26 protein-coding genes are annotated in these 25542 nt (G+C 57.9%); 17 read left to right on the plus strand and 9 right to left on the minus strand.

The window, feature by feature from the left end; genetic code table 11:
- The first annotated feature begins 26 nt into the window (after positions 1–26).
- From rplO to AC2FJE_RS08600, 17 genes are all read left to right on the plus strand, one after another.
- The gene (rplO, locus tag AC2FJE_RS08520; protein ID WP_058272380.1) at positions 27–500 is read left to right on the plus strand and encodes a 50S ribosomal protein L15; all 474 of its coding nucleotides are present in this window, start codon (positions 27–29) and stop codon (positions 498–500) included.
- Between the two features lie 109 nt (positions 501–609).
- The gene (gene secY, locus AC2FJE_RS08525; protein ID WP_058276180.1) at positions 610–1974 is read left to right on the plus strand and encodes a preprotein translocase subunit SecY; all 1365 of its coding nucleotides are present in this window, start codon (positions 610–612) and stop codon (positions 1972–1974) included.
- On the plus strand, positions 1971–2639 hold the full coding sequence (locus AC2FJE_RS08530; protein ID WP_282171059.1) for an adenylate kinase: 669 nt from the start codon (positions 1971–1973) through the stop codon (positions 2637–2639). Before secY ends, AC2FJE_RS08530 begins: the two co-directional genes overlap by 4 nt.
- A gap of 201 nt (positions 2640–2840) precedes the next feature.
- Positions 2841–3209, plus strand: a complete 369-nt coding sequence (gene rpsM, locus AC2FJE_RS08535) for a 30S ribosomal protein S13 (protein WP_058272383.1) — start codon at positions 2841–2843, stop codon at positions 3207–3209.
- A 14-nt stretch (positions 3210–3223) separates the two neighbouring features.
- Positions 3224–3613, plus strand: coding sequence for a 30S ribosomal protein S11 (rpsK, locus tag AC2FJE_RS08540; protein ID WP_037311698.1), 390 nt, complete (start codon positions 3224–3226; stop codon positions 3611–3613).
- Positions 3614–3727: 114 nt separating this feature from the next.
- Positions 3728–4744: a DNA-directed RNA polymerase subunit alpha gene (locus AC2FJE_RS08545; RefSeq protein WP_058272456.1), complete on the plus strand. Its 1017-nt coding sequence runs from the start codon at positions 3728–3730 to the stop codon at positions 4742–4744.
- 118 nt (positions 4745–4862) lie between these two features.
- Complete coding sequence (gene rplQ / locus AC2FJE_RS08550) at positions 4863–5285, plus strand: 50S ribosomal protein L17 (protein ID WP_120633899.1); 423 nt, start codon at positions 4863–4865, stop codon at positions 5283–5285.
- A 105-nt stretch (positions 5286–5390) separates the two neighbouring features.
- Positions 5391–6500: a TauD/TfdA family dioxygenase gene (locus tag AC2FJE_RS08555; RefSeq protein WP_496760855.1), complete on the plus strand. Its 1110-nt coding sequence runs from the start codon at positions 5391–5393 to the stop codon at positions 6498–6500.
- A gap of 79 nt (positions 6501–6579) precedes the next feature.
- Positions 6580–7968 (plus strand): trypsin-like peptidase domain-containing protein, encoded by a 1389-nt coding sequence (locus AC2FJE_RS08560; RefSeq protein WP_432653453.1) that lies wholly within the window; start codon positions 6580–6582, stop codon positions 7966–7968.
- 4 nt (positions 7969–7972) lie between these two features.
- Positions 7973–9283: a replication-associated recombination protein A gene (locus AC2FJE_RS08565; protein WP_496755690.1), complete on the plus strand. Its 1311-nt coding sequence runs from the start codon at positions 7973–7975 to the stop codon at positions 9281–9283.
- 206 nt (positions 9284–9489) lie between these two features.
- Complete coding sequence (locus tag AC2FJE_RS08570; protein WP_496755689.1) at positions 9490–10533, plus strand: RluA family pseudouridine synthase; 1044 nt, start codon at positions 9490–9492, stop codon at positions 10531–10533.
- Positions 10530–11201, plus strand: coding sequence for an HAD-IA family hydrolase (locus AC2FJE_RS08575; RefSeq protein ID WP_282120548.1), 672 nt, complete (start codon positions 10530–10532; stop codon positions 11199–11201). The genes AC2FJE_RS08570 and AC2FJE_RS08575 overlap by 4 nt, the downstream gene beginning before the upstream one ends.
- Before the next feature lie 4 nt (positions 11202–11205).
- Positions 11206–11913 carry an ATP12 family chaperone protein gene (locus AC2FJE_RS08580; RefSeq protein ID WP_496760856.1) on the plus strand — a complete coding sequence of 236 codons (708 nt, stop codon included), beginning with the start codon at positions 11206–11208 and terminating at the stop codon, positions 11911–11913.
- Positions 11914–12121: 208 nt separating this feature from the next.
- On the plus strand, positions 12122–13138 hold the full coding sequence (locus AC2FJE_RS08585; protein WP_282120550.1) for an amino acid ABC transporter substrate-binding protein: 1017 nt from the start codon (positions 12122–12124) through the stop codon (positions 13136–13138).
- Between the two features lie 128 nt (positions 13139–13266).
- The gene (locus tag AC2FJE_RS08590; protein WP_282120551.1) at positions 13267–14535 is read left to right on the plus strand and encodes an amino acid ABC transporter permease; all 1269 of its coding nucleotides are present in this window, start codon (positions 13267–13269) and stop codon (positions 14533–14535) included.
- 1 nt (position 14536) lies between these two features.
- Positions 14537–15841: an amino acid ABC transporter permease gene (locus AC2FJE_RS08595; RefSeq protein ID WP_472724499.1), complete on the plus strand. Its 1305-nt coding sequence runs from the start codon at positions 14537–14539 to the stop codon at positions 15839–15841.
- Positions 15842–15853: 12 nt separating this feature from the next.
- A complete protein-coding gene (locus AC2FJE_RS08600; protein WP_058272392.1) occupies positions 15854–16645 on the plus strand; it encodes an amino acid ABC transporter ATP-binding protein in 792 nt (263 codons plus the stop codon).
- Positions 16646–16693: 48 nt separating this feature from the next.
- On the opposite strand, the gene AC2FJE_RS08605 is transcribed toward AC2FJE_RS08600, so the two are convergent.
- The 9 genes from AC2FJE_RS08605 to AC2FJE_RS08645 all read right to left on the minus strand — a co-directional run bounded on the left by AC2FJE_RS08605 (position 16694) and on the right by AC2FJE_RS08645 (position 25523).
- Positions 16694–17191, minus strand: a complete 498-nt coding sequence (locus AC2FJE_RS08605) for a SixA phosphatase family protein (RefSeq protein ID WP_496755687.1) — start codon at positions 17189–17191, stop codon at positions 16694–16696.
- Positions 17188–17874, minus strand: a complete 687-nt coding sequence (locus tag AC2FJE_RS08610) for a ferredoxin (protein WP_496755686.1) — start codon at positions 17872–17874, stop codon at positions 17188–17190. The genes AC2FJE_RS08605 and AC2FJE_RS08610 overlap by 4 nt, the downstream gene beginning before the upstream one ends.
- Before the next feature lie 18 nt (positions 17875–17892).
- Positions 17893–18756: an acetylglutamate kinase gene (gene argB / locus AC2FJE_RS08615; RefSeq protein ID WP_058272395.1), complete on the minus strand. Its 864-nt coding sequence runs from the start codon at positions 18754–18756 to the stop codon at positions 17893–17895.
- Positions 18757–18862: 106 nt separating this feature from the next.
- Positions 18863–20266 (minus strand): PepSY-associated TM helix domain-containing protein, encoded by a 1404-nt coding sequence (locus AC2FJE_RS08620; protein ID WP_496755685.1) that lies wholly within the window; start codon positions 20264–20266, stop codon positions 18863–18865.
- Positions 20267–20333: 67 nt separating this feature from the next.
- On the minus strand, positions 20334–20702 hold the full coding sequence (locus AC2FJE_RS08625; RefSeq protein ID WP_496755684.1) for a DUF2946 family protein: 369 nt from the start codon (positions 20700–20702) through the stop codon (positions 20334–20336).
- Positions 20699–21352 (minus strand): ribosome biogenesis GTP-binding protein YihA/YsxC, encoded by a 654-nt coding sequence (gene yihA / locus AC2FJE_RS08630; RefSeq protein ID WP_496760857.1) that lies wholly within the window; start codon positions 21350–21352, stop codon positions 20699–20701. Before yihA ends, AC2FJE_RS08625 begins: the two co-directional genes overlap by 4 nt.
- Complete coding sequence (locus tag AC2FJE_RS08635) at positions 21349–22086, minus strand: MOSC domain-containing protein (protein ID WP_282171069.1); 738 nt, start codon at positions 22084–22086, stop codon at positions 21349–21351. The genes yihA and AC2FJE_RS08635 overlap by 4 nt, the downstream gene beginning before the upstream one ends.
- A complete protein-coding gene (gene yidC, locus AC2FJE_RS08640; protein ID WP_496755682.1) occupies positions 22083–23912 on the minus strand; it encodes a membrane protein insertase YidC in 1830 nt (609 codons plus the stop codon). Before yidC ends, AC2FJE_RS08635 begins: the two co-directional genes overlap by 4 nt.
- A gap of 123 nt (positions 23913–24035) precedes the next feature.
- Positions 24036–25523 carry a putative bifunctional diguanylate cyclase/phosphodiesterase gene (locus AC2FJE_RS08645; RefSeq protein ID WP_496725292.1) on the minus strand — a complete coding sequence of 496 codons (1488 nt, stop codon included), beginning with the start codon at positions 25521–25523 and terminating at the stop codon, positions 24036–24038.
- Between the last annotated feature and the right edge of the window lie 19 nt (positions 25524–25542).

Here is a 25542-nt window from a genome sequence, read left to right on the forward strand (position 1 = left end):
GTCATTTCCGGCTTAGGAGAAGCGAAATGAAACTGAACGAATTGCGCGACAATCCTGGCGCCACACCGAAACGCACCCGCGTTGGCCGTGGTCCGGGTTCCGGCAAAGGTAAAATGGGTGGCCGTGGTATCAAAGGCCAGAAATCCCGTTCGGGTGTGGCCATCAATGGCTATGAAGGCGGTCAGATGCCTTTGTACCAGCGTCTGCCCAAGCGTGGCTTCAACAAGCCGAACCGCAAGGCATTCGCCGTTATCAACCTGGGCCTGATCCAGAAATTCGTCGACGCCGGCAAGCTGGACGCCAAAGCTGCGATCACCGAGGATGCGCTGGTTGCCTCCGGTCTTGTTCGTCGCAAGCTGGACGGTATCCGCGTTCTGGCCAAAGGCGAAATCAGCGCCAAATTGAACCTGGAAGTCACCGGTGCTTCGAAGGCTGCTGTTGAAGCAGTTGAGAAAGCGGGCGGCTCACTTACGGTCACAAAAGCTGCTGCGGCAGAGTAAGCGCTTGTGAGCGGGCCAAGACCCGCTTACATAGACCTCAGAGTTTTCCAAGACGCCGCCCGAGCCGGAAAACGGTTCCGGGCGGTGTTTTCATAAGAGAGACCGATTTATGGTATCAGCAGCAGAACAAATGGCAGCCAACACAAGCTGGTCTGCCCTTGGTAAAGCCACCGATCTGCGCAACCGCATCCTGTTCACGCTTGCATTGCTGATCGTCTATCGTCTGGGCACCTTCATTCCGGTGCCGGGGATTGACGGACAAGCACTGCGCGAGTTCATGGAGCAAGCGGGGCAGGGCATCGGCGGCATGGTTTCGATGTTCACCGGCGGGGCGCTGGGGCGGATGGGTATCTTTGCCCTCGGCATCATGCCTTACATTTCAGCCTCGATCATCGTGCAACTGCTGACATCCATGGTTCCCGCGCTCGAACAACTCAAAAAAGAGGGCGAGCAGGGGCGCAAGAAAATCAACCAGTACACCCGTTTCGGCACCGTGGCACTGGCCACTGTTCAGGCCTATGGTCTGGCGGTTTCGCTGGAATCGGGCGATCTGGCCACCGATCCTGGGCTTTTCTTCCGCATGTCGACCATGATCACTCTGGTTGGCGGTACGATGTTCCTGATGTGGCTGGGTGAACAGATCACCGCGCGCGGCATCGGCAACGGTATCTCTCTGATCATCTTCGTCGGCATCATTGCCGAGGTTCCGGCCGCTCTGGCGCAGTTCTTTGCGTCCGGTCGCTCTGGTGCAATCAGCCCCGCCGTGATTATCGGTGTGATCGTCATGGTTATCGTGGTCATCACCTTCGTGGTGTTCATGGAACGCGCGCTGCGTAAGATCCACATTCAATACCCGCGCCGTCAGGCCGGTATGAAGGTATACGAGGGCGGCTCCAGCCACCTGCCAGTCAAGGTGAACCCGGCGGGCGTTATCCCGGCGATTTTTGCCAGCTCTTTGCTGTTGCTGCCGGTAACGATCTCGACCTTCTCTTCGGGTGCCACAAACGGTCCGGTCATGTCGTGGCTGCTGGCCAATTTTGGCCCCGGCCAGCCGCTGTATCTGCTGTTCTTCGCGTCGATGATCGTGTTCTTCGCCTATTTCTACACCTTCAATGTCTCGTTCAAACCGGATGATGTTGCGGACAACCTGAAAAAGCAGAACGGTTTTGTGCCCGGCATTCGCCCCGGCAAGAAAACCGCCGAGTATCTGGAATACGTGGTCAACCGCGTGCTGGTTCTGGGTTCGGCCTATCTGGCGCTGGTATGTCTGCTGCCTGAAATTCTGCGGAACCAATTCGCCATCCCGTTCTACTTCGGCGGCACCTCGGTTCTGATTATCGTCTCTGTGACCATGGACACGATCCAGCAGGTGCAGAGCCATTTGCTGGCGCATCAATACGAAGGGCTTATCGAAAAGTCCCAGCTGCGCGGTAAAAGCAAGAAACGCGGCAGGAAGGGACCCGCTCGTCGATGAACATCATTTTGTTGGGCCCGCCGGGTGCGGGTAAAGGAACGCAAGCGCGTCATCTGGTTGAAACGCGTGGTATGGTGCAACTGAGCACCGGTGACATGCTACGAGAAGCCAAGGACAGCGGGACCGAAATGGGCAACCGCGTCGCCGAGGTGATGGCCAAAGGTGAACTGGTAACCGACGAGATCGTCATCGGCCTGATCCGTGAAAAGCTGGAACAGGGTGCCAAGGGCGGTTTCATCTTCGACGGATTCCCGCGCACGCTGGCACAGGCTGACGCGTTGGGAGATCTGCTGAACAGCACCAGCGAAACGCTGGATGCGGTCATCGCGATGGAAGTCAACGATGACGCGCTGGTCGAACGGATCACCGCCCGCTCGACCTGTGGAGGCTGCGGCGAGGTCTACAATGACATCACCAAGCCGATCCCTGCCGATGGAAAATGCTCCAACTGTGGCAAGGAAAACGACTTTAAACGCCGCGCCGATGATAATGAGGAAAGCCTCAAGACCCGTCTGATGGAGTACTACAAAAAGACCTCGATGCTGATCGGCTATTACTATGCCAAGGGCAACCTGTCCTGGGTTGACGGCCTGGGTGAAATCGACGCCGTTCAAAACGAGATTTCGCAGGTTTTGGATGGTGGCGTCGACGTCGGAAACGGCTGATCCATTTCTGCCCTTGACCTGAGCGGGAAAAGCCCATATCGACCCCCATCCCTAACGGGAATCACGACCGCATGCGGGATTCGTTCCGGATGCCCCGACCACCTCGAATAATACTGGATCCTCTGGCGTCACTGCCAAGATCGAGTGTTGTGAAAAAAGGTTCCGGAGCTACGGAACCGCAACAAAAAAGGAAAGTGACACGTGGCACGTATTGCCGGCGTAAACATCCCGACTGCAAAGCGGGTACCTATCGCCCTCACATATATCACCGGTATCGGAAACACTTCGGCCAAAGCGATCTGCGAAGCCGTAGGCATCGACGCGACCCGTCGCGTCAATGAACTGTCCGACGCCGAAGTTCTGGCCATCCGCGAACATATCGACGCAAACTTCACCGTTGAAGGTGACCTGCGCCGCGAAGTTCAGATGAACGTCAAGCGCCTGATGGACCTGGGCTGCTACCGCGGTCTGCGTCACCGTCGTAACCTGCCCGTTCGCGGTCAGCGTACCCACACCAATGCTCGTACCCGCAAAGGCCCCGCAAAGGCCATTGCTGGTAAGAAGAAATAAGGAGGGTCTGACTGATGGCACGCGAAAAGACTCGTACCAAGAAAAAAGAGCGCAAGAATATCGCATCGGGCGTCGCCCACGTGAATTCGACCTTCAACAACACCAAGATCCTGATCTCGGACGTGCAAGGCAACGCTATTGCATGGTCTTCAGCAGGAACCATGGGTTTCAAAGGTTCGCGTAAATCGACACCTTACGCCGCTCAGATGGCTGCAGAAGATGCAGGCAAGAAGGCGCAGGATCACGGTGTCAAGACGCTGGAAGTCGAAGTTCAGGGCCCTGGCTCTGGTCGTGAATCGGCTCTGCGCGCACTGGCTGCTGTGGGCTTCAACATCACGTCGATCCGTGACGTGACACCGATTGCTCACAACGGTTGCCGCCCGCCGAAGCGCCGCCGCGTCTAAGCGATTTTGAATTGAGCTGGGGCTGTGTTTTCGCACGGCCCCAGCACGTCATTTTGAACCTCGGGCGTCTGCACCTTGTTGGTCATGGGGCGCGGACAGGAATGGAGGGATTACATGATCCATAAGAATTGGGCTGAATTGATCAAGCCGACACAGCTGGATGGCAAGCCGGGCAACGACCCAGCGCGTCAGGCTACCTTGGTTGCTGAACCGCTGGAGCGTGGCTTTGGTCTGACCTTGGGCAACGCGCTACGCCGCGTTCTGATGAGCTCGCTGCAAGGTGCGGCCATCACCAGCGTCCAGATCGACAACGTATTGCACGAGTTCTCGAGCGTCGCTGGCGTTCGCGAAGACGTCACTGACATCATCCTGAACCTCAAGCAGGTTGCCCTGCGTATGGAAGTCGAAGGCCCCAAACGCCTGTCGATCAATGCCAAAGGCCCTGCAGTTGTTACCGCCGGTGACATCAGCGAAAGCGCTGGTATCGAGGTTCTGAACCGCGATCACGTCATCTGTCACCTGGACGATGGCGCCGACCTGTTCATGGAACTGACCGTCAACACCGGTAAGGGCTATGTTTCGGCTGAGAAGAACAAACCGGAAGACGCGCCTATCGGTCTGATCCCGATCGACGCGATCTATTCGCCGGTCAAAAAGGTTGCCTACGACGTTCAGCCAACCCGCGAAGGTCAGGTACTGGACTATGACAAGCTGACCCTGAAGATCGAAACCGATGGTTCGATCACGCCGGAAGACGCGCTGGCTTTTGCCGCACGTATCCTGCAGGATCAGCTGTCAATCTTCGTCAACTTCGACGAGCCCGAAGCGGCTGGTCGCCAGGACGAAGACGATGGTCTGGAATTCAACCCGCTGCTGCTGAAAAAAGTAGACGAGCTGGAACTGTCGGTCCGTTCGGCAAACTGCCTGAAGAACGACAACATCGTTTACATCGGCGACCTGATCCAGAAAACCGAAGCCGAGATGCTGCGCACCCCGAACTTCGGCCGCAAGTCGCTGAACGAGATCAAGGAAGTGCTGTCCGGCATGGGTCTGCACCTCGGCATGGATGTCGAGGACTGGCCGCCTGACAACATCGAAGATCTGGCGAAGAAATTCGAAGACGCGTTTTAAGCGCGTCTTCCCCAATGCCCGGGCTGCCGGGGACAAAACGGGCACTTCCGCCCCAAGGAGAGCCGGTGACACGCATCGCCGGCCAGACAAAGCAAAACGCTGAAGAAGGAACTAGAAAATGCGTCACGCACGTGGTTACCGCCGCCTGAACCGTACTCATGAGCACCGTAAGGCTCTGTTTGCAAACATGGCTGGCTCGCTCATCGAACATGAGCAGATCAAAACAACTCTGCCCAAAGCAAAAGAACTGCGCCCGATCGTTGAAAAACTGATCACCCTGGGCAAGCGCGGCGATTTGCACGCCCGCCGTCAGGCCGCATCGCAGCTGAAAGAAGACCAATACGTCGCAAAGCTGTTCGAAATCCTGGGTCCCCGCTACGCCGAGCGTCAGGGCGGTTATGTCCGTATCCTGAAAGCTGGCTTCCGCTACGGCGACATGGCACCGATGGCGATCATCGAATTCGTTGATCGTGATCTGGACGCCAAAGGCGCGGCTGACAAAGCCCGCGTTGCCGCCGAAGAGGCCGCAGACGAAGAATAAGAAAGCCCGGCTTTCTGAATTCAAACCCCCGCGTTTCGGACGCGGGGGTTTTTTCTTTTTGGTCCCTTGGTGTCGCGGTTAGGGCATTTTCGGCGATATCCGTTGATGAATCCCCGAACCTCACGGATCATGCTGCACGATGAGGGTGGAGGACGGATGATGGCAATCCCAACTAAATTACCGAACGAACTCACGGGTCCGTCTGTGTGGACCGGTCGGGACATGCGTGCGCGTCGGAGTGAATGGATCATTGATCTGACGGGGGACGACATCGAGGATCTTGAACAAGCTGCCCGTCACTACCTGAGCCTCGAAAGAGATATCGGTGAGATCACAAAGCCCGCTTTCCCCCTAAAGCGGTTTGACCGGCATCTGGCAAGCCTGCGAGAGAAGCTGATCAACGGGATCGGTTTCGAAGTGATCCGTGGCCTTCCAGTGCAGAATTATTCGCAACAGGTCGCGGCCACGATTTTCTGCGGCGTGGGTGCTCATCTTGGCTCGGCCCGGTCACAGAACGCGCAAGGACACATTCTGGGGCATGTTCGCGACATCGGTGCAGATGCGAACGATCCGAATACCCGGATCTATCAAACGCATGAGCGCCAGACATTTCACACCGACAGCGCCGATATCGTCGGCCTGCTGTGCCTGCGCGAGGCTAAGGAGGGCGGAGATTCGCTGCTGGTCAGTGCCGAGACGATCTTTAATAGGATGCGGTCAGAATGCCCGGAATTGCTGGAACGGTTGTTTGACCCAATAGCGACCGACCGGCGCGGGGAAGTACCAGACGGCATGGAACCTTTTATGTCGATCCCGCCGTTTTCCTGGCACGATGGTAAGCTGACGGTGTTTTACCAAAGACAGTATATCGACAGTGCGCAACGATTTCCTGAAGCGATGCGGCTGACACCGGATCACATTGAGGCGCTGGACCGATTTGATGAGCTGGCGAATGATCCCGACCTCTGTCTTTCTATGCGGCTGCAACCGGGCGACATGCAGTTCGTGTACAACCATTCGCAACTGCACGACCGGACCGGGTTCGTGGACTGGCCTGACCCGGTAGAGCGCCGCCATTTGCTGAGGCTTTGGCTGTCGCCGGAAGGAGATCGCGAATTGCCCGAAGTTTTCAGGCAACGTTACGGCACCATCGAGGTGGGCAAGCGCGGCGGGATCATCACGGAAGGCACGCGGCTGCACGCTCCGTTGGATTGAGGCCTCCAACGCGCAGAACGGATGCTTGCATTACGGCAGGTGTAGACGCATATCCGATAGGCGATTAACCGACGGATGGATCATGCGGAAAGTTCTCTGTGCTCTGATGCTGGCGACACTTGCAGTGTCAGCAAATGCTGAAACAAAGGTGCCAACATCGCAGGCCGAAATCAGCCTGGGTTTCGCCCCGGTGGTGAAGCAGGCCTCACCTGCAGTCGTCAATATCTATGCTAAGATCGTAAGACAGGGCGGGGCCAATCCGTTTTTCTCGGACCCGTTTTTTGAAGAGTTCTTTGGCAGGGGATTTGCCGAACCGCGCCCACGTGTACAGAATTCACTGGGATCTGGCGTCATTCTGTCAGAAGACGGTTATGTGGTGTCGAACTATCACGTTGTTGGCACGGCTACCGAAATCCGCGTGGTGACAACCGATCGACGCGAATTTTCAGCGCAAGTGGTGCTGGGCGACAAGGAAAGCGATATTGCCATCCTGCGGTTGGAAGACGCCAAGGATTTGCCGCATCTGAACTTCCGCGATTCCGACCAGATCGAGGTAGGGGAACTGGCGCTTGCGATCGGTAATCCGTTTGGTGTGGGACAAACCGTATCTTCCGGGATCATCTCCGGATTGGCGCGGACCGGGACGGCCACCGGCAACGCGCGTGGGTACTTTATTCAAACCGATGCTGCGATCAATCCGGGCAATTCCGGCGGGGCGCTGATCGACGTGAATGGCGATCTGATCGGGATAAACACTTCAATCCTGACGCGATCCGGCGGCTCCAACGGCATCGGGTTTGCGATCCCGGCCAATCTGGTTGCCGAATTTTTGCGCCAGGCCAAGGCTGGGAATGAAAGCTTTGTCAGCCCTTGGGCCGGGGTCGCTGGTCAGCACATGAGTGCGGATATCGCCGAATCTTTGGGGTTGGTATTCCCTATGGGTGTTGTGATCTCGGACCTGCACGCTCTGAGTCCGCTGGGTGAGGCAGGGCTGCGCGTGGGGGACGTGGTAACCCATGTTGATGGGGATGAGGTGAATTCCCCGGCCGAGATGAAGTTCCGCATGTCCGTCGCCGGCGTTGGTGGCACTTCGGTGCTGACCCGGCTGCGGGGTCACGACAGTGCGGATATCGAGGTTGCCCTGATCAAGGTCCCGGAAACTCCACCGGCTGATGAAACCGTTCTGAACGATAACACCGTGATGCCGGGCCTGAAGGTGTCGCGCATCAACCCGGCGATCATTACCCAAATGGGGCTTTTGCTGTCGCAAACTGGCGTGGTGATTGTGGATGCAGGCCGGTACGGAGGACGATCCGGATTGCGCGCGGGTGACGTGGTCCTAAGCATCAACGGAACGGAAGTCCGGCATCCTGTGGACGTGGTGGATGCGATGACCGATCCGGGGCGCAGATTGAATTTGGATGTTCTGCGGGGCGGACGGGCCGTATCTCTGCGGTTCCGGCTGTAACTCCATGAGCGACCTGTTCGATACCGGGGCGAGCGAGCCTGCACCATCCCCGCACCGCCCGTTGGCGGACCGGCTGCGCCCGCAGTCGTTGGCCGAGGTCATCGGACAACTGCAGGTACTGGGCCCGGATGCTCCGCTGGGGGTCATGCTGGCCTCGGGCAGTCTGTCCAGTTTGGTTTTTTGGGGCCCGCCGGGCGTTGGGAAAACCACCATTGCACGCTTGCTGGCGCAGGAAACCGATCTGCATTTCGTTCAGATCAGTGCGATTTTTACTGGCGTGCCGGACCTGAAGAAAGTGTTTGAGGCGGCCAAGATCCGTCGGCAGAACGGGCAGGGCACGTTGCTGTTTGTCGATGAGATTCACCGCTTCAACAAAGCGCAGCAGGACGGGTTCCTGCCGCACATGGAGGATGGGACGATCCTGCTGGTCGGGGCCACGACCGAGAACCCGTCCTTTGAACTGAACGCCGCTGTGCTTAGCCGAGCACAGGTTCTGGTCCTTGAACGGCTCAGCCTCGCCGACCTTGAGCATCTGACACAGCGCGCAGAGAAAGAGCTGGACCGCGCCCTGCCGCTGACGGGCAATGCCCGCGAAGCTATGCAGGAGATGGCGGATGGCGACGGGCGCGCGCTGTTGAATCTGATCGAACAGGTTGCGGCTTGGAAGGTGGATGCACCGCTGGATCCTGATGCGTTGTCGACAAGATTGATGCGCCGCGCGGCCAAATACGACAAATCCGGTGACGAGCATTACAATTTGATCTCGGCCCTGCATAAGTCCGTGCGCGGATCTGACCCGGATGCGGCGCTTTACTGGTTTGCGCGGATGCTGACGGGTGGGGAAGACCCGCGCTATCTGGCGCGGCGGATCACGCGGATGGCGGTCGAAGACATTGGTCTTGCCGATCCGCAGGCGCAGACGATCTGCCTGCACGCGTGGGAGACTTACGAACGCTTGGGTAGCCCCGAAGGTGAATTGGCCATAGCGCAGGCGCTGGTTTATCTGGCGTTGGCCCCGAAATCGAACGGTGCCTATGTCGGGTACAAGGCGGCGATGCGATTGGCCAAGCAGTCAGGCAGCGAACCCCCGCCAAAACACATCCTGAACGCGCCGACATCGTTGATGAAAGATCAGGGCTATGGCACGGGCTATGCCTATGACCATGACGCCGAAGATGGCTTCTCCGGACAAAACTATTTCCCTGACGGCATGAAGCGACCGGAATTGTATAAGCCCGTGGAGCGTGGGTTCGAGCGTGAGTTGAAGAAGCGTCTGGATTACTTTGCCAAGCTGCGGGCACAGAGGAACGAGTAGAACACCGTTGCGTGATACGCTGAAGAACGAATGCGCAAGAGAGCAAGAGGTGATCCGACGCCGAGACAACGCAGGCGCCTGGGTTTCTCGGGCATTTGACCGGCTTGACTCTTGGCCTTTTGCACGGCACAGACGCGCATGTTTTCTAGGGCACTTACACACTTGTTTGGCGGGCGGATAATCCGCGCGACGCAGAGGATATCGGCATGAGCGGCGTACAGATGATCACCGTGGCAGAGGGTGACGGCGACCAGCGGCTGGATCGGTGGCTGCGCCGCCTGTTCCCGCATGTCAGCCAGGGCCGCATCGAAAAGATGTGCCGCAAAGGTGAGGTACGCGTGGAAGGCGGGCGGGTCAAAGCCTCGACCCGGCTTGAGGTCGGGCAGGTCGTGCGCGTGCCACCCTTGCCGGATGCTGATCACAAGCCGGTTGCAGTCAAACGAGGCATCTCGGATGCCGACGCCAAGATGATCCAGTCTTGCGTGATCTATCGCGACGATCATGTTCTGGCCCTGAACAAGCCACAAGGTCTTCCAGTGCAGGGCGGCAGCGGCCAGACCCGCCACGTGGACGGTCTGGCCGAGGCTCTGCGCTTTGGCTATGATGAAAATCCCCGCCTTGTGCACCGCTTGGACAAGGACACATCGGGTGTATTGCTGATGGCCCGCACCCGCGAGGCCGCCAAGAGGCTGACAGCTGCCTTCCGGCATCGCGATACACGCAAGATCTATTGGGCGCTGGTTGCTGGCGTGCCGACCCCGTATCTGGGCGAGATCAAGACTGGGTTGGTCAAGGCATCCGGTCACGGTAAACAGGGTGAGGGCGAGAAGATGATCGCCGTACATCTGAATGAAATCAACGACACGCCGGGCGCGAAACGGGCGCATACGCTGTATGCAACGTTGTATCGCGTGGCCGGGCGCGCCTCGTGGGTCGCGATGGAGCCGATCACCGGCCGTACGCACCAGCTGAGGGTGCACATGGCGGCGATCGGTCACCCAATCGTTGGCGATGGCAAATACGGTGGCTCGGGGCAGGAAAATATGGGGGACGGTTGGGGCGCGCAACTGGGCGGGGTCATCAGCAAGAAGCTGCACCTACACGCGCGGCAGGCCTCATTCCAGCATCCGGTCACGCGCAAGACTATAACCGTCAAAGCTCCGCTGCCTGAGCATATGAAACACAGCTGGGACACGTTCGGCTGGACCGAAGATCTGGCCGCGGAAGACCCGTTCGAGGAACTGCAATGAGCGCACCCTTGCGTTTGGTGCTTTTTGATGTGGACGGAACCCTTGTCGACAGCCAAGGCAGCATTGTCGCGGCGATGACCGCCAGTTTTGGTGCCTTGTCCCTGACGGTCCCTGACCGCGAGGCGATTTTGTCCATCGTCGGTCTGTCCTTGCCCAATGCCATGGCTCGGCTTGCGCCCGAGCAGAGCGAAACGGTTCAACACAACCTTGTTGAGGGCTACAAACAGGCCTATCACGCAAATCGTTTGGAGCAGGGGGCCGCAAGCTCACCGCTCTATCCCGGTGCGCGGGACGCAATCGAAACCCTGCATGACATCCCCGAGGTGCTGCTAGGTGTGGCCACCGGAAAATCCCAACGCGGTCTGGATGCCTTGATCGAAGCACATGACCTGGAGCGCTATTTCGTGACCCGGCAGGTTGCGGACCATCACCCCTCGAAACCGCATCCGTCGATGATCGACACGGCCCGTTCTGAAACCGGCGTTGATGCGGCAGATACGGTGATGATTGGCGATACCCGGTTCGACATGGATATGGCGCGGGCTGCCGGAGTAACAGGCATCGGCGTATCCTGGGGATATCATGACCGATCAGCCCTGAACGGCGCGGCCTGTATAATTGAAAATTTTGACCAGTTGCCCCGTGCGCTGGATAATATCTGGACCTGAAGACATGAGTGACTGGAAGCCCAAGCGATTTTGGACCGCAAGCACGGTTGTCCCAGCGGAAAACGGATACACCGTCGAATTGGACGGTCGCCGGGTCAAGACCCCGGCCAAGGCCGCATTGATCCTGCCGACGCAGGCAATGGCCGACGCGGTTGCTGCAGAATGGGATGCGCAGGAAAAAGAGGTCGATCCGACCCTGATGCCGTTTACCCGGTCTGCAAATGCGGCCATCGACAAAGTGCGTCATCAGCACGCCGAGGTTGCGGACATGCTGGCCGATTACGGCGATTCGGATTTGTTGTGTTACCGGGCGACACACCCGCAAACGTTGCAGCAGCGACAGGCAGATCAGTGGGACCCGGCCCTGGATTGGGCAGCTGAAACCCTAGCCGCGCGATTGGTTCCTGTGCTTGGTGTGCTGCATCAGCCACAGTCTGCAGAAGCGCTCAGCACACTTCGAGGCCGCGTACACGAATTCAACGACTTCCAGCTCGCCGCCTTTCACGATCTGGTCAGCCTGTCCGGCTCACTGGTACTGGGATTTGCCGCCGCCATGGACTGGCGCGCGACGGACGAAATCTGGGACATCTCAAGGCTCGACGAGGCCTGGCAAAGCGAACAATGGGGCCACGATGACGAGGCGCACGCGGTTGCCGAGATCAAAAAAGCTGCGTTTCTACACGCTAAACGGTTCATTGAAATCTCTATCTGAGCCTATTGGGCATTAATTTTTGACACAGATCCGGTCATCGCTGAATTGACTCATCGTTTTCCCTGATCCGACCCTTGACGTTTGTTTATGAATGCGAGCAAACTCATGCCCACTAAAGGGGAGACACCTTTGGAGTAACCTTTCTGGTGCCAGAGGTGCCGGACAGAGCCGTCCCGGAATAGGGGCGGGTAAACAGGAAGAGGTAAAAATGAAAAAATCCGTAATTTTGGGCGTGGCCACAGTTGCCGGTCTGGCTGCTGCGGCAGCGACAGCGGGCACCGTTGACGACGTCAAAGCGCGCGGCAAGCTGAACTGTGGCGTGTCCTCCGGACTGGCCGGCTTTTCGCTGCCTGACGCGAATGGCGAATGGCAAGGTTTTGACGTTGCTGTCTGCCGTGCCGTTGCCGCAGCCGTTCTGGGCGATTCCAGCGCTGTCGAGTTTGTGCCGACCACCGGTAAGACGCGCTTTACTGCGCTGGCTTCGGGTGAGATCGACATGCTGGCACGTAACACCACATGGACCTTCAGCCGCGATGTCGACCTCAAGTTCGAATTTGCTGGCGTCAACTACTATGACGGTCAGGGTTTCATGGTTCCGAAAGCACTGGGCGTAAGCTCGGCCAAGGAACTGGACGGCGCGACCGTCTGCATCCAGACCGGCACCACGACCGAGCTGAACCTGGCCGATTTCTTCCGTGCCAACAACATCAGCTATGAGCCGGTTCCGATCGAAACCAACGCCGAAGCGCAGCAGCAGTATCTGGCTGGCGCATGTGACGTTTACACCACCGACGCATCGGGCCTAGCTGCAACCCGCGCCACGTTCGAAAACCCCGGTGATCACGTCCTGCTGCCCGAAATCATCTCGAAAGAGCCGCTGGGCCCGCTGGTCCGTCATGGCGATCACGAGTGGGGCGACATCGTCCGCTGGACTCTGAACGCACTGGTTTCGGCTGAAGAACTGGGCGTGACATCGGCGAACATTGATGAGCTGAGCGCTGGCACCGACAACCCGGAAGTAAACCGTCTGCTGGGTACCGAAGGTACTCTGGGCGAGATGCTGGGTCTGAACGCAGATTGGGCAGCAAGCGCAATCAAGGCGGGTGGCAACTATGGTGAAGTATTTGCCAAGAACATCGGTGAGGAAACTCCGATTGGTCTTGCACGCGGCCTGAATGCCCAGTGGACCGATGGTGGCCTGCTGTACTCGCCGCCGTTCCGCTAAAATCCACGGGAAAGGGCGCGGGGCAACCTGCGCCCTTTTTCCATAAACAAGAAACACTCCCGGATGGATTGAGCGAAGATCAACTTCGCCGGCAAAAAAAACGGGATGCACGGGGAAATACATAGGTCATGACGACTCTCACTGACCCGCCGAAGGAGCAGTTCCGGCTGTCCATGCTCCTTTACGATACGCGGTACCGATCAGCGACCATTCAGGTCATTGCATTGATTGGTTTCATGCTTCTGGCAGCCTGGATCATCTCAAATACCATTCAAAACCTTGAAGGGTTGGGAAAACCGGTCGAATTCGGTTTTTTTGCAGAATCCGCAAGTTATGACATTAACCAGCGATTGCTGGAATACACCTCACAGGACAGCCATCTTCGCGCCGCCTTCATCGGTTTGCTGAACACGCTGGTTGTTGCGGTTCTCGGGTGTATCACGGCGACGATAGTCGGCGTTTTTGTCGGCGTGCTGCGTCTGTCGAACAACTGGTTGGTCGCGCGTATCATGACCTTCTATGTCGAGATTTTCCGTAACGTGCCTGTCCTGCTGTGGATCGTTCTGGCCATGGCCATTTTGATCGAAGGCTTGCCCGCACCTAATGCGTTCCGCGGTGATAACCCCACGGCAACGATGGATCTGTTCAACACCGTCGCCGTTACCAATCGGGGTGTGTATATCCCGGAGTTCCTGTTCTCGCGTAGTTTGGGCGACATTCACTTGTTCGGAACATCAAGCCTTCGGTTTGATATTTCGCTGGATCTGGTCGCGTTTCTGGTCGTTCTGGGTGGCAGCATCTTTACCATGCGCAAAGTGTCCGCCTGGGCCGCCGCCAAACAGGAATCAACAGGCGACCGTCCTAAGATCTGGCATATCCAGCTGGGCATTCTGTTCGTCCCGATGATCATCCTGATGACTGCACTGGGCTTACACCTTGGATACCCGGAATTGAAAGGATTCAATTTCAGAGGCGGCACGCATATGCGCAACTCTCTGATCGCGCTATGGCTGGCTTTGTCGCTGTACACGGCGGCCTTCATCGCCGAGATCGTACGCGCCGGCATTCTGGCTATATCCAAGGGTCAGACCGAAGCCGCGTCTGCGCTGGGCTTGCGCCCGGGTCGCACCATGCGGCTGGTTATCCTACCTCAGGCGCTGCGGGTGATCATCCCGCCGATGATCTCGAACTATCTAAACCTGACCAAGAACTCGTCGCTGGCGATCGCGGTCGGATACATGGACATCACGGGGACCCTGGGTGGCATCACCATGAACCAGACCGGCCGCGAGCTGGAATGCGTTCTGCTGCTGATGCTGGTCTATCTGGCCATCTCGCTGAGCATTTCGGCGGTGATGAACTGGTACAACAACCGTGTCAAACTGGTGGAGCGGTAATATGAGTGATGTTTCATTTGTCCGCACGGAAATGTTGCCGGAACAAGCCCCGCCAGCGTCCGAAGTTGGAGCAATCGGGTGGATCAGGCACAACCTGTTCTCCAGTTGGTTCAACGCGATCCTGACGTTGGTTTCGCTTTACGCGATCTGGTACGTGTTGTCGGGCGTTCTGCCATGGATCTTTCAGTCCGTCTGGAACGCCAACTCGCTGAACGAATGTCGCGAGATTATGATTGACACCTGGGGTTCAACCCATGGCCATGCTTGCTGGGCGGTGATCAATGACCGTTGGCTGCAGTTGCTGTTCGGGTTCTACCCGAGCCACCTGTACTGGCGTCCGATTGTATCGCTGATCCTGCTGTTGGTCGCATTGGCCCCGGTTCTGTACTCGGATCGTGTGCCGTCCAAGATGCTGATCGTCACTGCGATTTATCCGTTCCTGATGCCGTTCCTGATGTGGGGCGGCACCATTTGGGGACCGATCGCGGCAGCGTTGGGGTTTGTTGTCGGTTGGGGTGTCTACACCCTTGTCAGCAAACAACTGAGCGGTCTGTTTGGCTTGATTGCGGGCGTCGCAGCGTCGGTTATCTGGTGGCTGGTTTTGTCCAGCTATTTCGTCGGTGCGCTGGACTCGATCCTGCCAATCGGTATCGAAGCCGTACAAAGCCGTCAGTTCGGTGGCTTCATGCTGGCGATCTTGCTGGGTGTCGTGGCCATTGGTGTCTCGTTGCCGATCGGAATTGTACTGGCGCTGGGCCGTCAGTCCGACCTGATGATCGTCAAGTACCTGTGCGTGGGCTTTATCGAGTTCATCCGCGGTGTGCCGCTGATCACGCTGCTGTTCGTGGCCTCGTTGCTGCTGAACCTGTTCCTGCCGCCGGGCACCAACTTTGACATCATCCTGCGGGTGATGATCATGATGACCCTGTTCTCGGCTGCCTATATGGCCGAGGTGATCCGGGGTGGTCTGGCTGCCCTGCCACGGGGCCAATATGAAGGTGCCGACAGTCTCGGCCTGAACTACTGGCAAGCACAGCGACTGATCATCATGCCGCAAGCCTTGAAAATCTCAATTCCGGGCATCGTGAGCACATTCATCGGGATCTTCAAGGATACGACACTGGTGTCGATCATCGGATTGTTCGACGTGATCGGACTGGCATCTGCCATCCGCGCCGACACCGCCTGGAACGGCATCTACTGGGAACTGTTCGCGTTTATCGCTGCGCTGTTCTTCGTCGTCTGCTTCTCCATGTCCCGTTACTCCATGTATCTGGAGCGCAAGCTTCAGACTGGCCACCATTAAGGAGTTCAACATATGTCTGAACTTGCAATTGACCGTCAAATCGATCGCTCGAAGATGCAGGTGAGCGACGAGGTCGCCATCGAAATCAACAACATGAACAAGTGGTACGGATCTTTCCACGTGCTGCGCGACATCAATCTGACCGTCAATCAGGGCGAGCGGATCGTGATCGCGGGGCCTTCCGGTTCCGGGAAGTCCACATTGATCCGTTGTCTGAACGCGCTGGAGGAACACCAGCAGGGCACGATCATGGTGGATGGGACCGAGCTGTCGAATGACCTCAAGAACATCGACAAGATCCGGTCCGAGGTTGGCATGGTGTTCCAGCACTTCAACCTGTTCCCGCATCTGACCATTCTGGAGAACTGCACGCTGGCCCCGATCTGGGTGCGCAAGACGCCCAAGAAAGAGGCCGAAGAGCGCGCGATGCACTTCCTGGAGAAGGTGAAAATCCCCGAGCAGGCGGATAAGTATCCCGGTCAGCTTTCAGGTGGTCAGCAGCAGCGTGTGGCAATTGCCCGCTCGCTCTGCATGATGCCGCGGATCATGTTGTTCGATGAACCGACATCGGCGCTGGACCCCGAGATGATCAAAGAGGTGCTCGACACCATGATCGAGCTGGCCGAGGAAGGCATGACCATGCTGTGCGTCACGCACGAGATGGGCTTTGCCCGTCAGGTGGCGAACCGCGTGATCTTTATGGATGCTGGTCAGATCGTGGAACAGAATGAACCGGAAGAGTTCTTCAACAACCCGCAGAGCGAACGGACCAAGCTGTTCCTCAGCCAGATTTTGGGGCACTGAACCCGGTTACCAATTCAGGAGAAGGCGGGGCTTTGGCCTCGCCTTTTTCTATTCCAGCAACTCGCGTGGAATAACAAACCCCTGCACATCGCCGCTGTGCCACCGGACGTCGGACCAATCCCCAATGTCAAAGCGGATCACAGTCGTTGCACAGGTCGGGTAGTCGTAGAACCGGGCGTGATCCGGCGGGTGCTTAACGATTTGGCTCGCAAAAGCGGCAATGCCGGGATTGTGGCCCAGCATCAAAACGGTCTGTTTCGTCGCGCCCGATAATTCAAGCAGCATATCTGCGGGGTCCGCATGGTAAAGCGTTCGGTGAAAGCAAACGCTATCTGCCTGCAGACCCATCCTCTCCCACGTCTCGCGGGTTCTGGCCGAGCTTGAGCTGAGAACTTCATCCGGCATCCAGTCGTTTTCACGCAGCCACGCGGCAATCGCTGGGGCCGAACTGCGCCCGCGCTTGTTCAGCGGGCGATCATGATCTTCAAGGGCCGGACTGTCCCAACTGGATTTCGCGTGGCGTGTCAGGATCAGAGTGCGGGTCATGAGGGGTGAAACGCTCTCATGTGATGCGCGGACTGTTCGGGATCACGCGCGGCACCCGAGCTGAGAGGACAGGACAGCCGCACAAGACAACCGCCGGTCATGCAGGTTTGCCCTTCAGGAGTGGACAGGTGTCCATGGCAGGTCGACACATCATAAAAGTCCCGACTGTTCAAAGCGCCCACCGGGCATGTCTGGGTGCAGGGGGCGGCGCAGGTGGTGCAGGGGGACGAGCCAGGTGGTGCGGGTATGGGAAATTCGTTGGTGAAATGCAGCGCGCCCCGGAATGAGATCATCATGCCGACCTCATCGTGCACCAAAGCGCCCACCGGGCTGCTGAACGTGCGTCCCGATTTCAATGCCCAGTCGATAAAGGGCGTATAGGGCGGGCCGCCAAACGGAAAATAGGCTGTGGCGGATAAGTCCTGCGCCATTTGCCCCACCACACGCGACGACCAGCGGTCAACCTGGTCATCACCTTGCCATTCAGGTGAGGACTTCAGGGCAGGCCAGAAAGCCGCCCCCGCACCCAGCAGGATCAGCGTGCCACCTTCCAACTGCTTGGCGTCTGTAACGCGAGGGTGCAGCGCGCCCATGATGATCAGGCCAACGTCCTGTGCAGCCTTTTCGATATCAGCATAGCTATGCGCTGCCGGGTCAGAGGAGGGGGGATGGCGTTCGGTCATGTCTCCTCCGCCAAAGGCTCAATCCGGTCGTATCAGCGACCCGGCGCCGTGTTCCGTATAAAGTTCAAGCAAGACGGCATTCGGCGCGCGTCCGTCAAGGATAACTACGGCACGGACCCCGCTGTGCAGCGCGTCCAGAGCCGTCTCGGTCTTGGGTATCATGCCGCCCGCAATGGTGCCGTCCAGCGTCATCTCTCGGATTTGGCCCGCCTTCAGTTCGGTCACGACGTCCCCGGCGGCATTCTTAACACCCGAGACATCGGTCAACAGTAGCAGTCGATCGGCCTTTAGCGCGGATGCAATAGCACCAGCGGCAGTATCCCCATTGACGTTGAAGGTTTCCCCGTTCCGCCCCGCACCCAGCGGGGCGATGACAGGAATTACATCATGGGCAAACAGGTCATGCAGGATTTTAGGGTTCATCTCTGCGGGACTTCCGACAAAACCCAGGGATTCATCGGTCTGATCACAAGTCATCAACTGCGCATCTTTGCCCGACAGGCCCACGGCCGAGCCGCCCTGGCCATTGATCGCCTGCACGATTCGCTTGTTCACGAGGCCGGACAACACCATCTCAACCACTTCAACGGTTGCTTTGTCGGTGACACGCTTGCCGTTCACGAATTCGGACTGGATATCCAGCTTATCCAGCATTGCGTTGATCATCGGACCGCCGCCGTGCACGACAACCGGGTTAACGCCAACCTGACGCATCAGAACGACATCGCGGGCAAAGCTCTCCATCGCCTCGTCGCTGCCCATGGCATGGCCGCCAAGTTTAATGACGACAATAGCGCCGTCGTAGCGTTGCAGGTATGGCAATGCGCTGTTCAGCGTTGCGGCGGTGGCGATCCAGTCCCGGTTCATGTCTCTTGTCTTCATGGCTGCAGTCCCTCTGGGAACCCGTGTTAGGGCCTTTGCGCAGTTCTGCCAAGACCGGATCGCGTATAGGGCCGCAACCGGTTGCCCGGATGCGGCTGTTTGTGTGTCAGTTTATTGCGCGTTTCATCGCCGGGATGTTGCTGATCAGCAGCAAATCGACGGCCAGTACGGTCAGCAAGGTCAGGCCCACCAGCGGGAACGCCATCGCGGTGAACAAGCCGATCAGGACGGCCCCTTTCCACAATGGCAGTTCCGCTGGCATCGGCGGCGCGGCCAGACGTCCGGCCCGCTGGGGACGACGTTTTACCCACATCACAACGCCCGAGATGCAGACAAAGATGACCGACAGGCAGAACACCAGGTTCAGGACAAAGTTCCACATGCCCATCAGACCCATGTGAAATGGGATCCCAATGGCCATGGATTTTCCCATCAACGAGTAATCCTCATACCGGACATCCGCCAGAATCTTGCCGGTGAATTGGTCCACGTGGACAGTGCGGTCATTCACCGGATCGGTCGAGTCGCTGCTCATGCTGTCGCGGTTCAGGGTCCAGACACCATCCTCGCCGCCTGGATAGGCCACACGAAAGCGCCCGGTCATGTCCAAGGCGGTGCCAAGGGCCACAAGCGCGTCGATATCGACCTGTGTGCTTTGTGGAACACCGTCGATCCCGGCCTCGGACCCAGAGGCGGGCATGGGCGTTTGTTCCAACGCCCATGGGACGTCATTCTGGTGGCCGTGGTTCATGCTGGCGTGGATGTCATCGGACAGGGGGACATTGTCCCATTTTTCGGCCGGAAAGCTGCTCCATGGCTGAACGATCATACCGCCCCAGACGCCCGCCCAGGAGAGACCCGAGATCAGGAAGACCACCAACAGCCCGGACATCCAGAACCCAATCACAGCGTGCAGCGACCGCCACAATGCGCGGCCGCGTGCGCGCAGATTGGGCACAAAAGCGGCCAAGGTGTTTCCACGCGGCCACCACATGTAAAGACCGGTAAAGACCAAAAGCAGGCTCAGCCCCGCTGCGATTTCAATAATGCGGTCTCCGGTCGTGCCAATCAGAAGGGTCGAGTGAATGTTGTCGGCCAGATCATACCATCCGGCGCGACGATCCCAGACCTGCAGAACCTCACCGGCATAAGGATCGACGGCGACAAGACGCTGACCTTCTTCGGCTTTGATGCGAAACACAGTGGCCAGATTATCAGCCTTCGGACCAATCCACTCGGCAACCGTGCCGGGCACCTCGTCAAGGGCGATAAGGGCCTGTTGTGAGGCCGGTAACGCTTGCCCGTGGACATCCACGGCGATTTTTTCGCCGTCGCGACCGTCGAACTGCGTGATGAACATCATCATTAGTCCGGTTATTGCCAGAATGATCAGGAACGGGATGACGAAGATCCCTGCATAAAAGTGCCACCGCCAGGCGGCGAAATAGAATTTTTGCGCAGCAGTGTTCTGCGCCGGGGTATCCCCCAGGTTTTGGCTATCCAGTGCCATTTTTGTTCTCCGGATTCGATTACTGCCCCGCGCAGCGCGTGCACGGGTACAAAAGTGTTGAGGTGAATCAGGAGAAGATGGGTGGCCCCCGCGCATCATAGCGGGCGTAGAACCCGGCACTGCGATGGGTGAAATCACGATGGATCCAGCGTGGCTGGATTTTCGCCGCAAAAGGGACAATCTCACCGACTGACGGCAGGTGTGTATCCGCCGTTAGGCCCGCGAATGGGCACATTGCGCGCGAATCCGTGTCGTCGTGCACAGGATCACCGGGGTTCAGGTCAACCCATTGTTCGACTGTTCCATCGCCAGTACAGATCACCAGAAGCACTTTCCCATCACTGCCCATCGCGGGCATCCAGCCTTGCGGGATCGCGCCGGTCAGCACAACTGCCAGCAATGTAAGGATTGGGAAAATGCGGCCGATCCGGATCATTCCAGATGTGCGATGATCGAACGAATGGTCGGAATACCGTCACCCTTTTCAGACGACGTCAGCACAATCTCCGGATATGCTGCCGGGTGCTTGGACAACGCGCCGCGAACCTGATCCAACACCTTCTGCCGCTCATTGGCCTTGACCTTGTCCGCCTTGGTCATCACGCATTGAAAGGTAACAGCGCTGGAATCCAGCAGCTTCATGATCTCGGCATCGACCGGCTTCACCCCATGGCGCGAGTCAATCAGGACAAACGCCCGTCGCAGGGTCTGGCGGCCGCTTAGATACTGTTTCAGCAGCCGCTGCCATTTTTCAACGACCTTCACCGGGGCGTTGGCGTAGCCGTACCCGGGCAGGTCAACCAGATAAAGCTCGGGACCTTGTGTGAAAAAGTTGATCTCTTGCGTGCGGCCCGGAGTGTTGGACGCGCGTGCCAGACCTTTGGTGCCGGTCAGCGCATTGATCAGGCTGGACTTGCCTACGTTTGAACGTCCGGCAAAGCAGACCTCAAGCCGGTCAGGGGTCGGCAGGCCGTTCATGGCGACCACGCCTTTGACAAACTCGGATTGTCCCGCGAACAATTTTCGACCACGTTCCAGCGCGAACTTGTCCGGGTCTTCGACCAGTGGGAAGGGAAGGGTGCTCATAACGGATGAACCTTATCGCCGACTGAGATTGCGCCGCCCCGGACGACCTCGGCGTAAACGCCGAAATCCTGATGGCCCCAGCTGTTCAATGTGCCCAGCGTATCCGCATCGCGCACGCCGGTTTCGGGATTTGCCGTTGTCGCCAAACAGCGGCGGATGCGTTCTTTGACATGAAACACGGCCTCACCGATCTGTACTTCGCGACCCAGCCAGTCGAATTCTTCCCACAGGGGCAGGCCATCGAACCAGATGTTGCCACGCCAGCGCTGGATCGACAAATTGCTGCCAAGCTTTTGCCCGACGGCGCGGTGCGATGCCATGTTGCACAGGCTGATCGAAGGGTAATCGCTGTCAGTCATGCCGCGACCCGGCACTCGGATGATCCGGGCTGACGCCGCCCGATCCGCAGGCATCAACGGCCGGACCCAGTCCAAAAAGACCTGCTGTTCCCCATCCGGATTAAAAGTCAGATCCGGACGATCCGGATGTGTCAGAGTTATCGTGTCGCCGTTCAGCCGGGCCGAGATAGCCATCAGTTGCGGCGCTTTCGCCCCGCGACTGAAATTGGCGCAAGGCACCCATTGAGAACCATCCGCCTTCGACGACTCATGCGCGACTGCCCAAACGCGATCCCCGGGCATGGTCTGCCCGGGGGTCACTGATACGGTCTGGAGGGACTCGCGACCATGACTTTTGATCGGATGCCGCCAGATATGGGTTACTTCAGCATTCATTTGTCGTCCGTTTTGGGCGTCCGCTTGAAGCCGGATTTGATGTTGCCGAACACGTCAGGCTTATAGCCCTGACTACGCATGATCAGGTATTGCTGCGTGAACGTGATCGTGTTGTTCGCGATCCAGTAAACGACCAGTCCGCTGGCAAAGCTGCCCAACATGAACATGAAAACCCAAGGCATCCAGGCAAAGATCATCGCCTGAGTCGGGTCAGTTGGTGCCGGGTTCAGCTTTTGCTGCAACCACATCGAGATCCCTAGCAGCAAAGGCAGGATACCGATGAAGATCAGTGCCATGAAGGTATCTGGCTGCGGACCGGCAAAGGGCAGCAAACCAAACAGGTTCATGATCGAAGTCGGATCAGGTGCGCTGAGGTCCTGGAACGGGCCAAACCAGGGGGCCTGACGCAGTTCGATGGTGACGAAGATCACCTTATACAGCGAGAAGAAGATCGGGATCTGCATCAGGATCGGCAAACAGCCCGCAGCGGGGTTTACCTTTTCCTTCTTGTACAGCTCCATCATGCCTTGCTGCATCTTTTGGCGATCGTCGCCTGCGGCTTCTTTCATGGCCTCCATCTGCGGCTGAAGTTCTTTCATCTTCGCCATTGAGACGTAGGATTTGTACGCCAGCGGGAACAGAATCGCCTTGATGATCAGCGTCAGGCCAATGATCGACCAACCCATGTTTCCAATCAGGGCGTTGATGTTATGCAGCAGCCAGAAGATCGGTTTTGTCAGGAAATAGAACCAACCCCAGTCGATGCTGTCGACGAACTTCTGTACACCGTCAGCCTGATACTCGCGGATGGTTTCCCATTCTTTGGCACCTGCGAACAGTTGGGTGGTGACTTCTTCAGTTGCCCCGGGCGCAACAGTCAGCGTCGGCAGAACCGTTTCGGTCTGATAAATCTTGCGGCGCGCGTCGTACTTTGCTGCAGCCTTGAAAGCAGATCCCTCTGCAGGGATCAGAGTGGTCATCCAGTAGTGATCGGTAAAGCCGACCCAGCCACCTTCCTTGACCTGAAAGACTTCGGCTTGCGCACGCTCATTCGGGTCAATGTCAAAGTCGCGCACATCGCCATAGTCGATCTCGTCCAGAACGCCGTCAGCCATAACCATAACGCCTTCATGCAGGATGAAGAAGTTTTTCAGATCGGGCAGGTCGCCGTCTTCGCCAATGCCGTGACGGGCCAGGATGCCATATGGGGCCATGCCGACCTCGGCCTGGGTATTGTTCTCAACCGACTGGGTGACGGTGAACATGTAGTCCTGGTCAACCTCAATAGTGCGGCGGAAGGTCAGGCCCTTGCTGTTGTCCCATTTCAGAGTGACCGGAGTATCGACCCCCAGGGTTTCGCCGTTTTCGACGGTCCACAGTGTATTAGGGCCGGGGACGTCAGCGCCGGCGACGCCTGCGCCCGGTGCCCATCCGTACAAGGCATAGTAGGCCGATTCCGAACCAACGGGCGACAGCAGTTCGACAATGGGTGCGCCTTCTTCGATCGAAACTTTGTAATCTTTCAGGAACAGTTCATCGATACGACCGCCGGACAGGGACAGGCTGCCTTTCAGGCGCGGTGTTTCAATCTCGACCCGAGGTGCTTGGGCGTCGGGCTCGATCTCGGTGGCGTCTGCGGTTGCTTCACCAACTGTATTGGTGCCAGCAGCGCTTGGGGTCTGAACCTCTGTACCATCAGTCGCGCTGATCTCGGGAGATTCCGGTGCGGTCGTCGGCTCGGGCGGTGGAAACAGCACGAACCAAACCAGGATCACGAGAAAGCTGAGCGCGGTTGCGAGGATGAGGTTCTTGTTCTGATCGTCCATCGGGGACAGCCACCTTAAGCAGTGAAAGACACCCGCTGGGTTCAACAGAGTGCGGGCCCAAAGGTCAAGCGGAATCGCCCTGTAATTCATCACCGATTGGGGTTCTGTGGCGTTAATTCGCGCCTAAGGACGTGCCTGACGCCCGATTTTTGGCATTCCGTTGAGTTTGTTTTGATGTGCGGCCATCCAGTCCAACGTCTTTTCAAAGGGCATGGGCTTTCCAATTCCAAACCCCTGCACGTGATCGCAGCCCAGTTGCGCCATCAAGGCATGCTCGCCTTGTGTTTCGACCCCCTCGGCCAGGGTTTCGACATTCAGTCGCTCCGCCATGGTCAAAATCGCGCTGACCAACTGCTGCTGGCTTGCGTCCCGATCCGCCTTTGCCACGAAGGACCGATCGATTTTAATGCGTGAGACGTCAAAGCGCTTGATCGACGCTATGGAGGCGTGGCCGGTGCCGAAATCATCGAGGTCAATGCAGCAGCCGAGCTTGGACATGCTTATTACGTTGCGGGTGATAACGTCATCGGGCCGCCTGGAAAACACTGTTTCAAGAATCTCGACGGTCAATCTGTCGGGCGTCAGGTCATTTTGATCCAGCTCCCATTTCAGACGGTCGATCAACGCCGGGTCGCGCAGCTCTTCTGATGAGAAATTCACGCCAATCCGAGGCACGACGACACCGGCAAGGTTCCACTGGCGCATGGCGGCGAAAGCGTGATGGCGCATCACCTGACCCAAGCGTTCCATCAGATCGGCTTGTTCTGCAAAAGGCAGGAAAACCGGCGGTCCCAGCACGCCTTTCTGTGGGTGTTCCCAACGGGCAAGCGCCTCGAACCCGGTAACGTGGCCGGTGTCGGTGGAAATCTGCGGCTGAAACCATGGGCGGATTTCACCACTATCCAAGGCCGCAATAAACTCGTTGCGCAGGTTGGCACGCACGCGTGCCCGCCGCTGCGTTTCAGATGAAAAGGCGCGGATGGTTGCAGGACCGTTCCTTTGTGCTTCGGCCAAGGCCGCGTTGGCGGCATCGATCCACTCGGCAAAGGTGATGTCGGGCAAAGTGGATTGCAGACAAAACCCGATTGAACATGACATGTAAACGCTGGTGCCATTTAGCATGATTGGCTCATCGACGGCGGCCTGAATGCGCCCGGACATCTGTATGCAAGCCTCCAGATCCAGATTCTGTGCGGCGTGCAGGCCGATTGCGATCTTGCCCTGGTCCAGCCCAGTGGCAATGTCATGTGAGCGTATGACCGAAAGTACCCGGCTGCGGAATTGGTCAGCCATTACGTTCCCGGCCGCATTTCCGTGCAGATCAAGACATTCCGAAAACCCGTCCAATTCAACAATCATACAGGAGGCTTCGTGGCCAGTGCGCTGATTTTCCGCAAACAGCGTTTCCATCTGGGCCGCAAACCTGTCGAGAGGGAGGAGGCCGTTACCGTCTTTTTCCTGATTGCTGGCCTTGTGCGCGGTCGATACCGCGGCGAACACAAGCGGCAGGGTAAGTGCCACGACAACCAATGCCCGCTCACCACCAATCCAATACGCGGCCAGACTGATCGCAGGCGCGAAGGCCAAGGCGGGCGGGCCGCTTAGTACCATGGCAAGAGAGTCAAAAATT

The organism is Ruegeria sp. CDSC002 (assembly GCF_059610905.1).

What these genes read in the sequence shown, in the direction of transcription:
- AC2FJE_RS08610 (WP_496755686.1), bottom strand. Translation starts at nt 17,874, where the DNA reads ATGACCGAACGCCATCCCCCCTCCTCTGACCCGGCAGCGCATAGCTAT.
- AC2FJE_RS08590 (WP_282120551.1), top strand. Translation starts at nt 13,267, where the DNA reads ATGACGACTCTCACTGACCCGCCGAAGGAGCAGTTCCGGCTGTCCATG.
- AC2FJE_RS08530 (WP_282171059.1), top strand. Translation starts at nt 1,971, where the DNA reads ATGAACATCATTTTGTTGGGCCCGCCGGGTGCGGGTAAAGGAACGCAA.
- AC2FJE_RS08565 (WP_496755690.1), top strand. Translation starts at nt 7,973, where the DNA reads ATGAGCGACCTGTTCGATACCGGGGCGAGCGAGCCTGCACCATCCCCG.
- AC2FJE_RS08570 (WP_496755689.1), top strand. Translation starts at nt 9,490, where the DNA reads ATGAGCGGCGTACAGATGATCACCGTGGCAGAGGGTGACGGCGACCAG.
- AC2FJE_RS08555 (WP_496760855.1), top strand. Translation starts at nt 5,391, where the DNA reads ATGAATCCCCGAACCTCACGGATCATGCTGCACGATGAGGGTGGAGGA.
- AC2FJE_RS08575 (WP_282120548.1), top strand. Translation starts at nt 10,530, where the DNA reads ATGAGCGCACCCTTGCGTTTGGTGCTTTTTGATGTGGACGGAACCCTT.
- yihA (WP_496760857.1), bottom strand. Translation starts at nt 21,352, where the DNA reads ATGAGCACCCTTCCCTTCCCACTGGTCGAAGACCCGGACAAGTTCGCG.
- rplO (WP_058272380.1), top strand. Translation starts at nt 27, where the DNA reads ATGAAACTGAACGAATTGCGCGACAATCCTGGCGCCACACCGAAACGC.
- AC2FJE_RS08585 (WP_282120550.1), top strand. Translation starts at nt 12,122, where the DNA reads ATGAAAAAATCCGTAATTTTGGGCGTGGCCACAGTTGCCGGTCTGGCT.
- AC2FJE_RS08545 (WP_058272456.1), top strand. Translation starts at nt 3,728, where the DNA reads ATGATCCATAAGAATTGGGCTGAATTGATCAAGCCGACACAGCTGGAT.
- AC2FJE_RS08645 (WP_496725292.1), bottom strand. Translation starts at nt 25,523, where the DNA reads ATGGTACTAAGCGGCCCGCCCGCCTTGGCCTTCGCGCCTGCGATCAGT.
- rpsK (WP_037311698.1), top strand. Translation starts at nt 3,224, where the DNA reads ATGGCACGCGAAAAGACTCGTACCAAGAAAAAAGAGCGCAAGAATATC.
- AC2FJE_RS08620 (WP_496755685.1), bottom strand. Translation starts at nt 20,266, where the DNA reads ATGGCACTGGATAGCCAAAACCTGGGGGATACCCCGGCGCAGAACACT.
- AC2FJE_RS08605 (WP_496755687.1), bottom strand. Translation starts at nt 17,191, where the DNA reads ATGACCCGCACTCTGATCCTGACACGCCACGCGAAATCCAGTTGGGAC.
- secY (WP_058276180.1), top strand. Translation starts at nt 610, where the DNA reads ATGGTATCAGCAGCAGAACAAATGGCAGCCAACACAAGCTGGTCTGCC.
- rplQ (WP_120633899.1), top strand. Translation starts at nt 4,863, where the DNA reads ATGCGTCACGCACGTGGTTACCGCCGCCTGAACCGTACTCATGAGCAC.
- argB (WP_058272395.1), bottom strand. Translation starts at nt 18,756, where the DNA reads ATGAAGACAAGAGACATGAACCGGGACTGGATCGCCACCGCCGCAACG.
- yidC (WP_496755682.1), bottom strand. Translation starts at nt 23,912, where the DNA reads ATGGACGATCAGAACAAGAACCTCATCCTCGCAACCGCGCTCAGCTTT.
- AC2FJE_RS08595 (WP_472724499.1), top strand. Translation starts at nt 14,537, where the DNA reads ATGAGTGATGTTTCATTTGTCCGCACGGAAATGTTGCCGGAACAAGCC.
- AC2FJE_RS08635 (WP_282171069.1), bottom strand. Translation starts at nt 22,086, where the DNA reads ATGAATGCTGAAGTAACCCATATCTGGCGGCATCCGATCAAAAGTCAT.
- AC2FJE_RS08580 (WP_496760856.1), top strand. Translation starts at nt 11,206, where the DNA reads ATGAGTGACTGGAAGCCCAAGCGATTTTGGACCGCAAGCACGGTTGTC.
- AC2FJE_RS08625 (WP_496755684.1), bottom strand. Translation starts at nt 20,702, where the DNA reads ATGATCCGGATCGGCCGCATTTTCCCAATCCTTACATTGCTGGCAGTT.
- AC2FJE_RS08600 (WP_058272392.1), top strand. Translation starts at nt 15,854, where the DNA reads ATGTCTGAACTTGCAATTGACCGTCAAATCGATCGCTCGAAGATGCAG.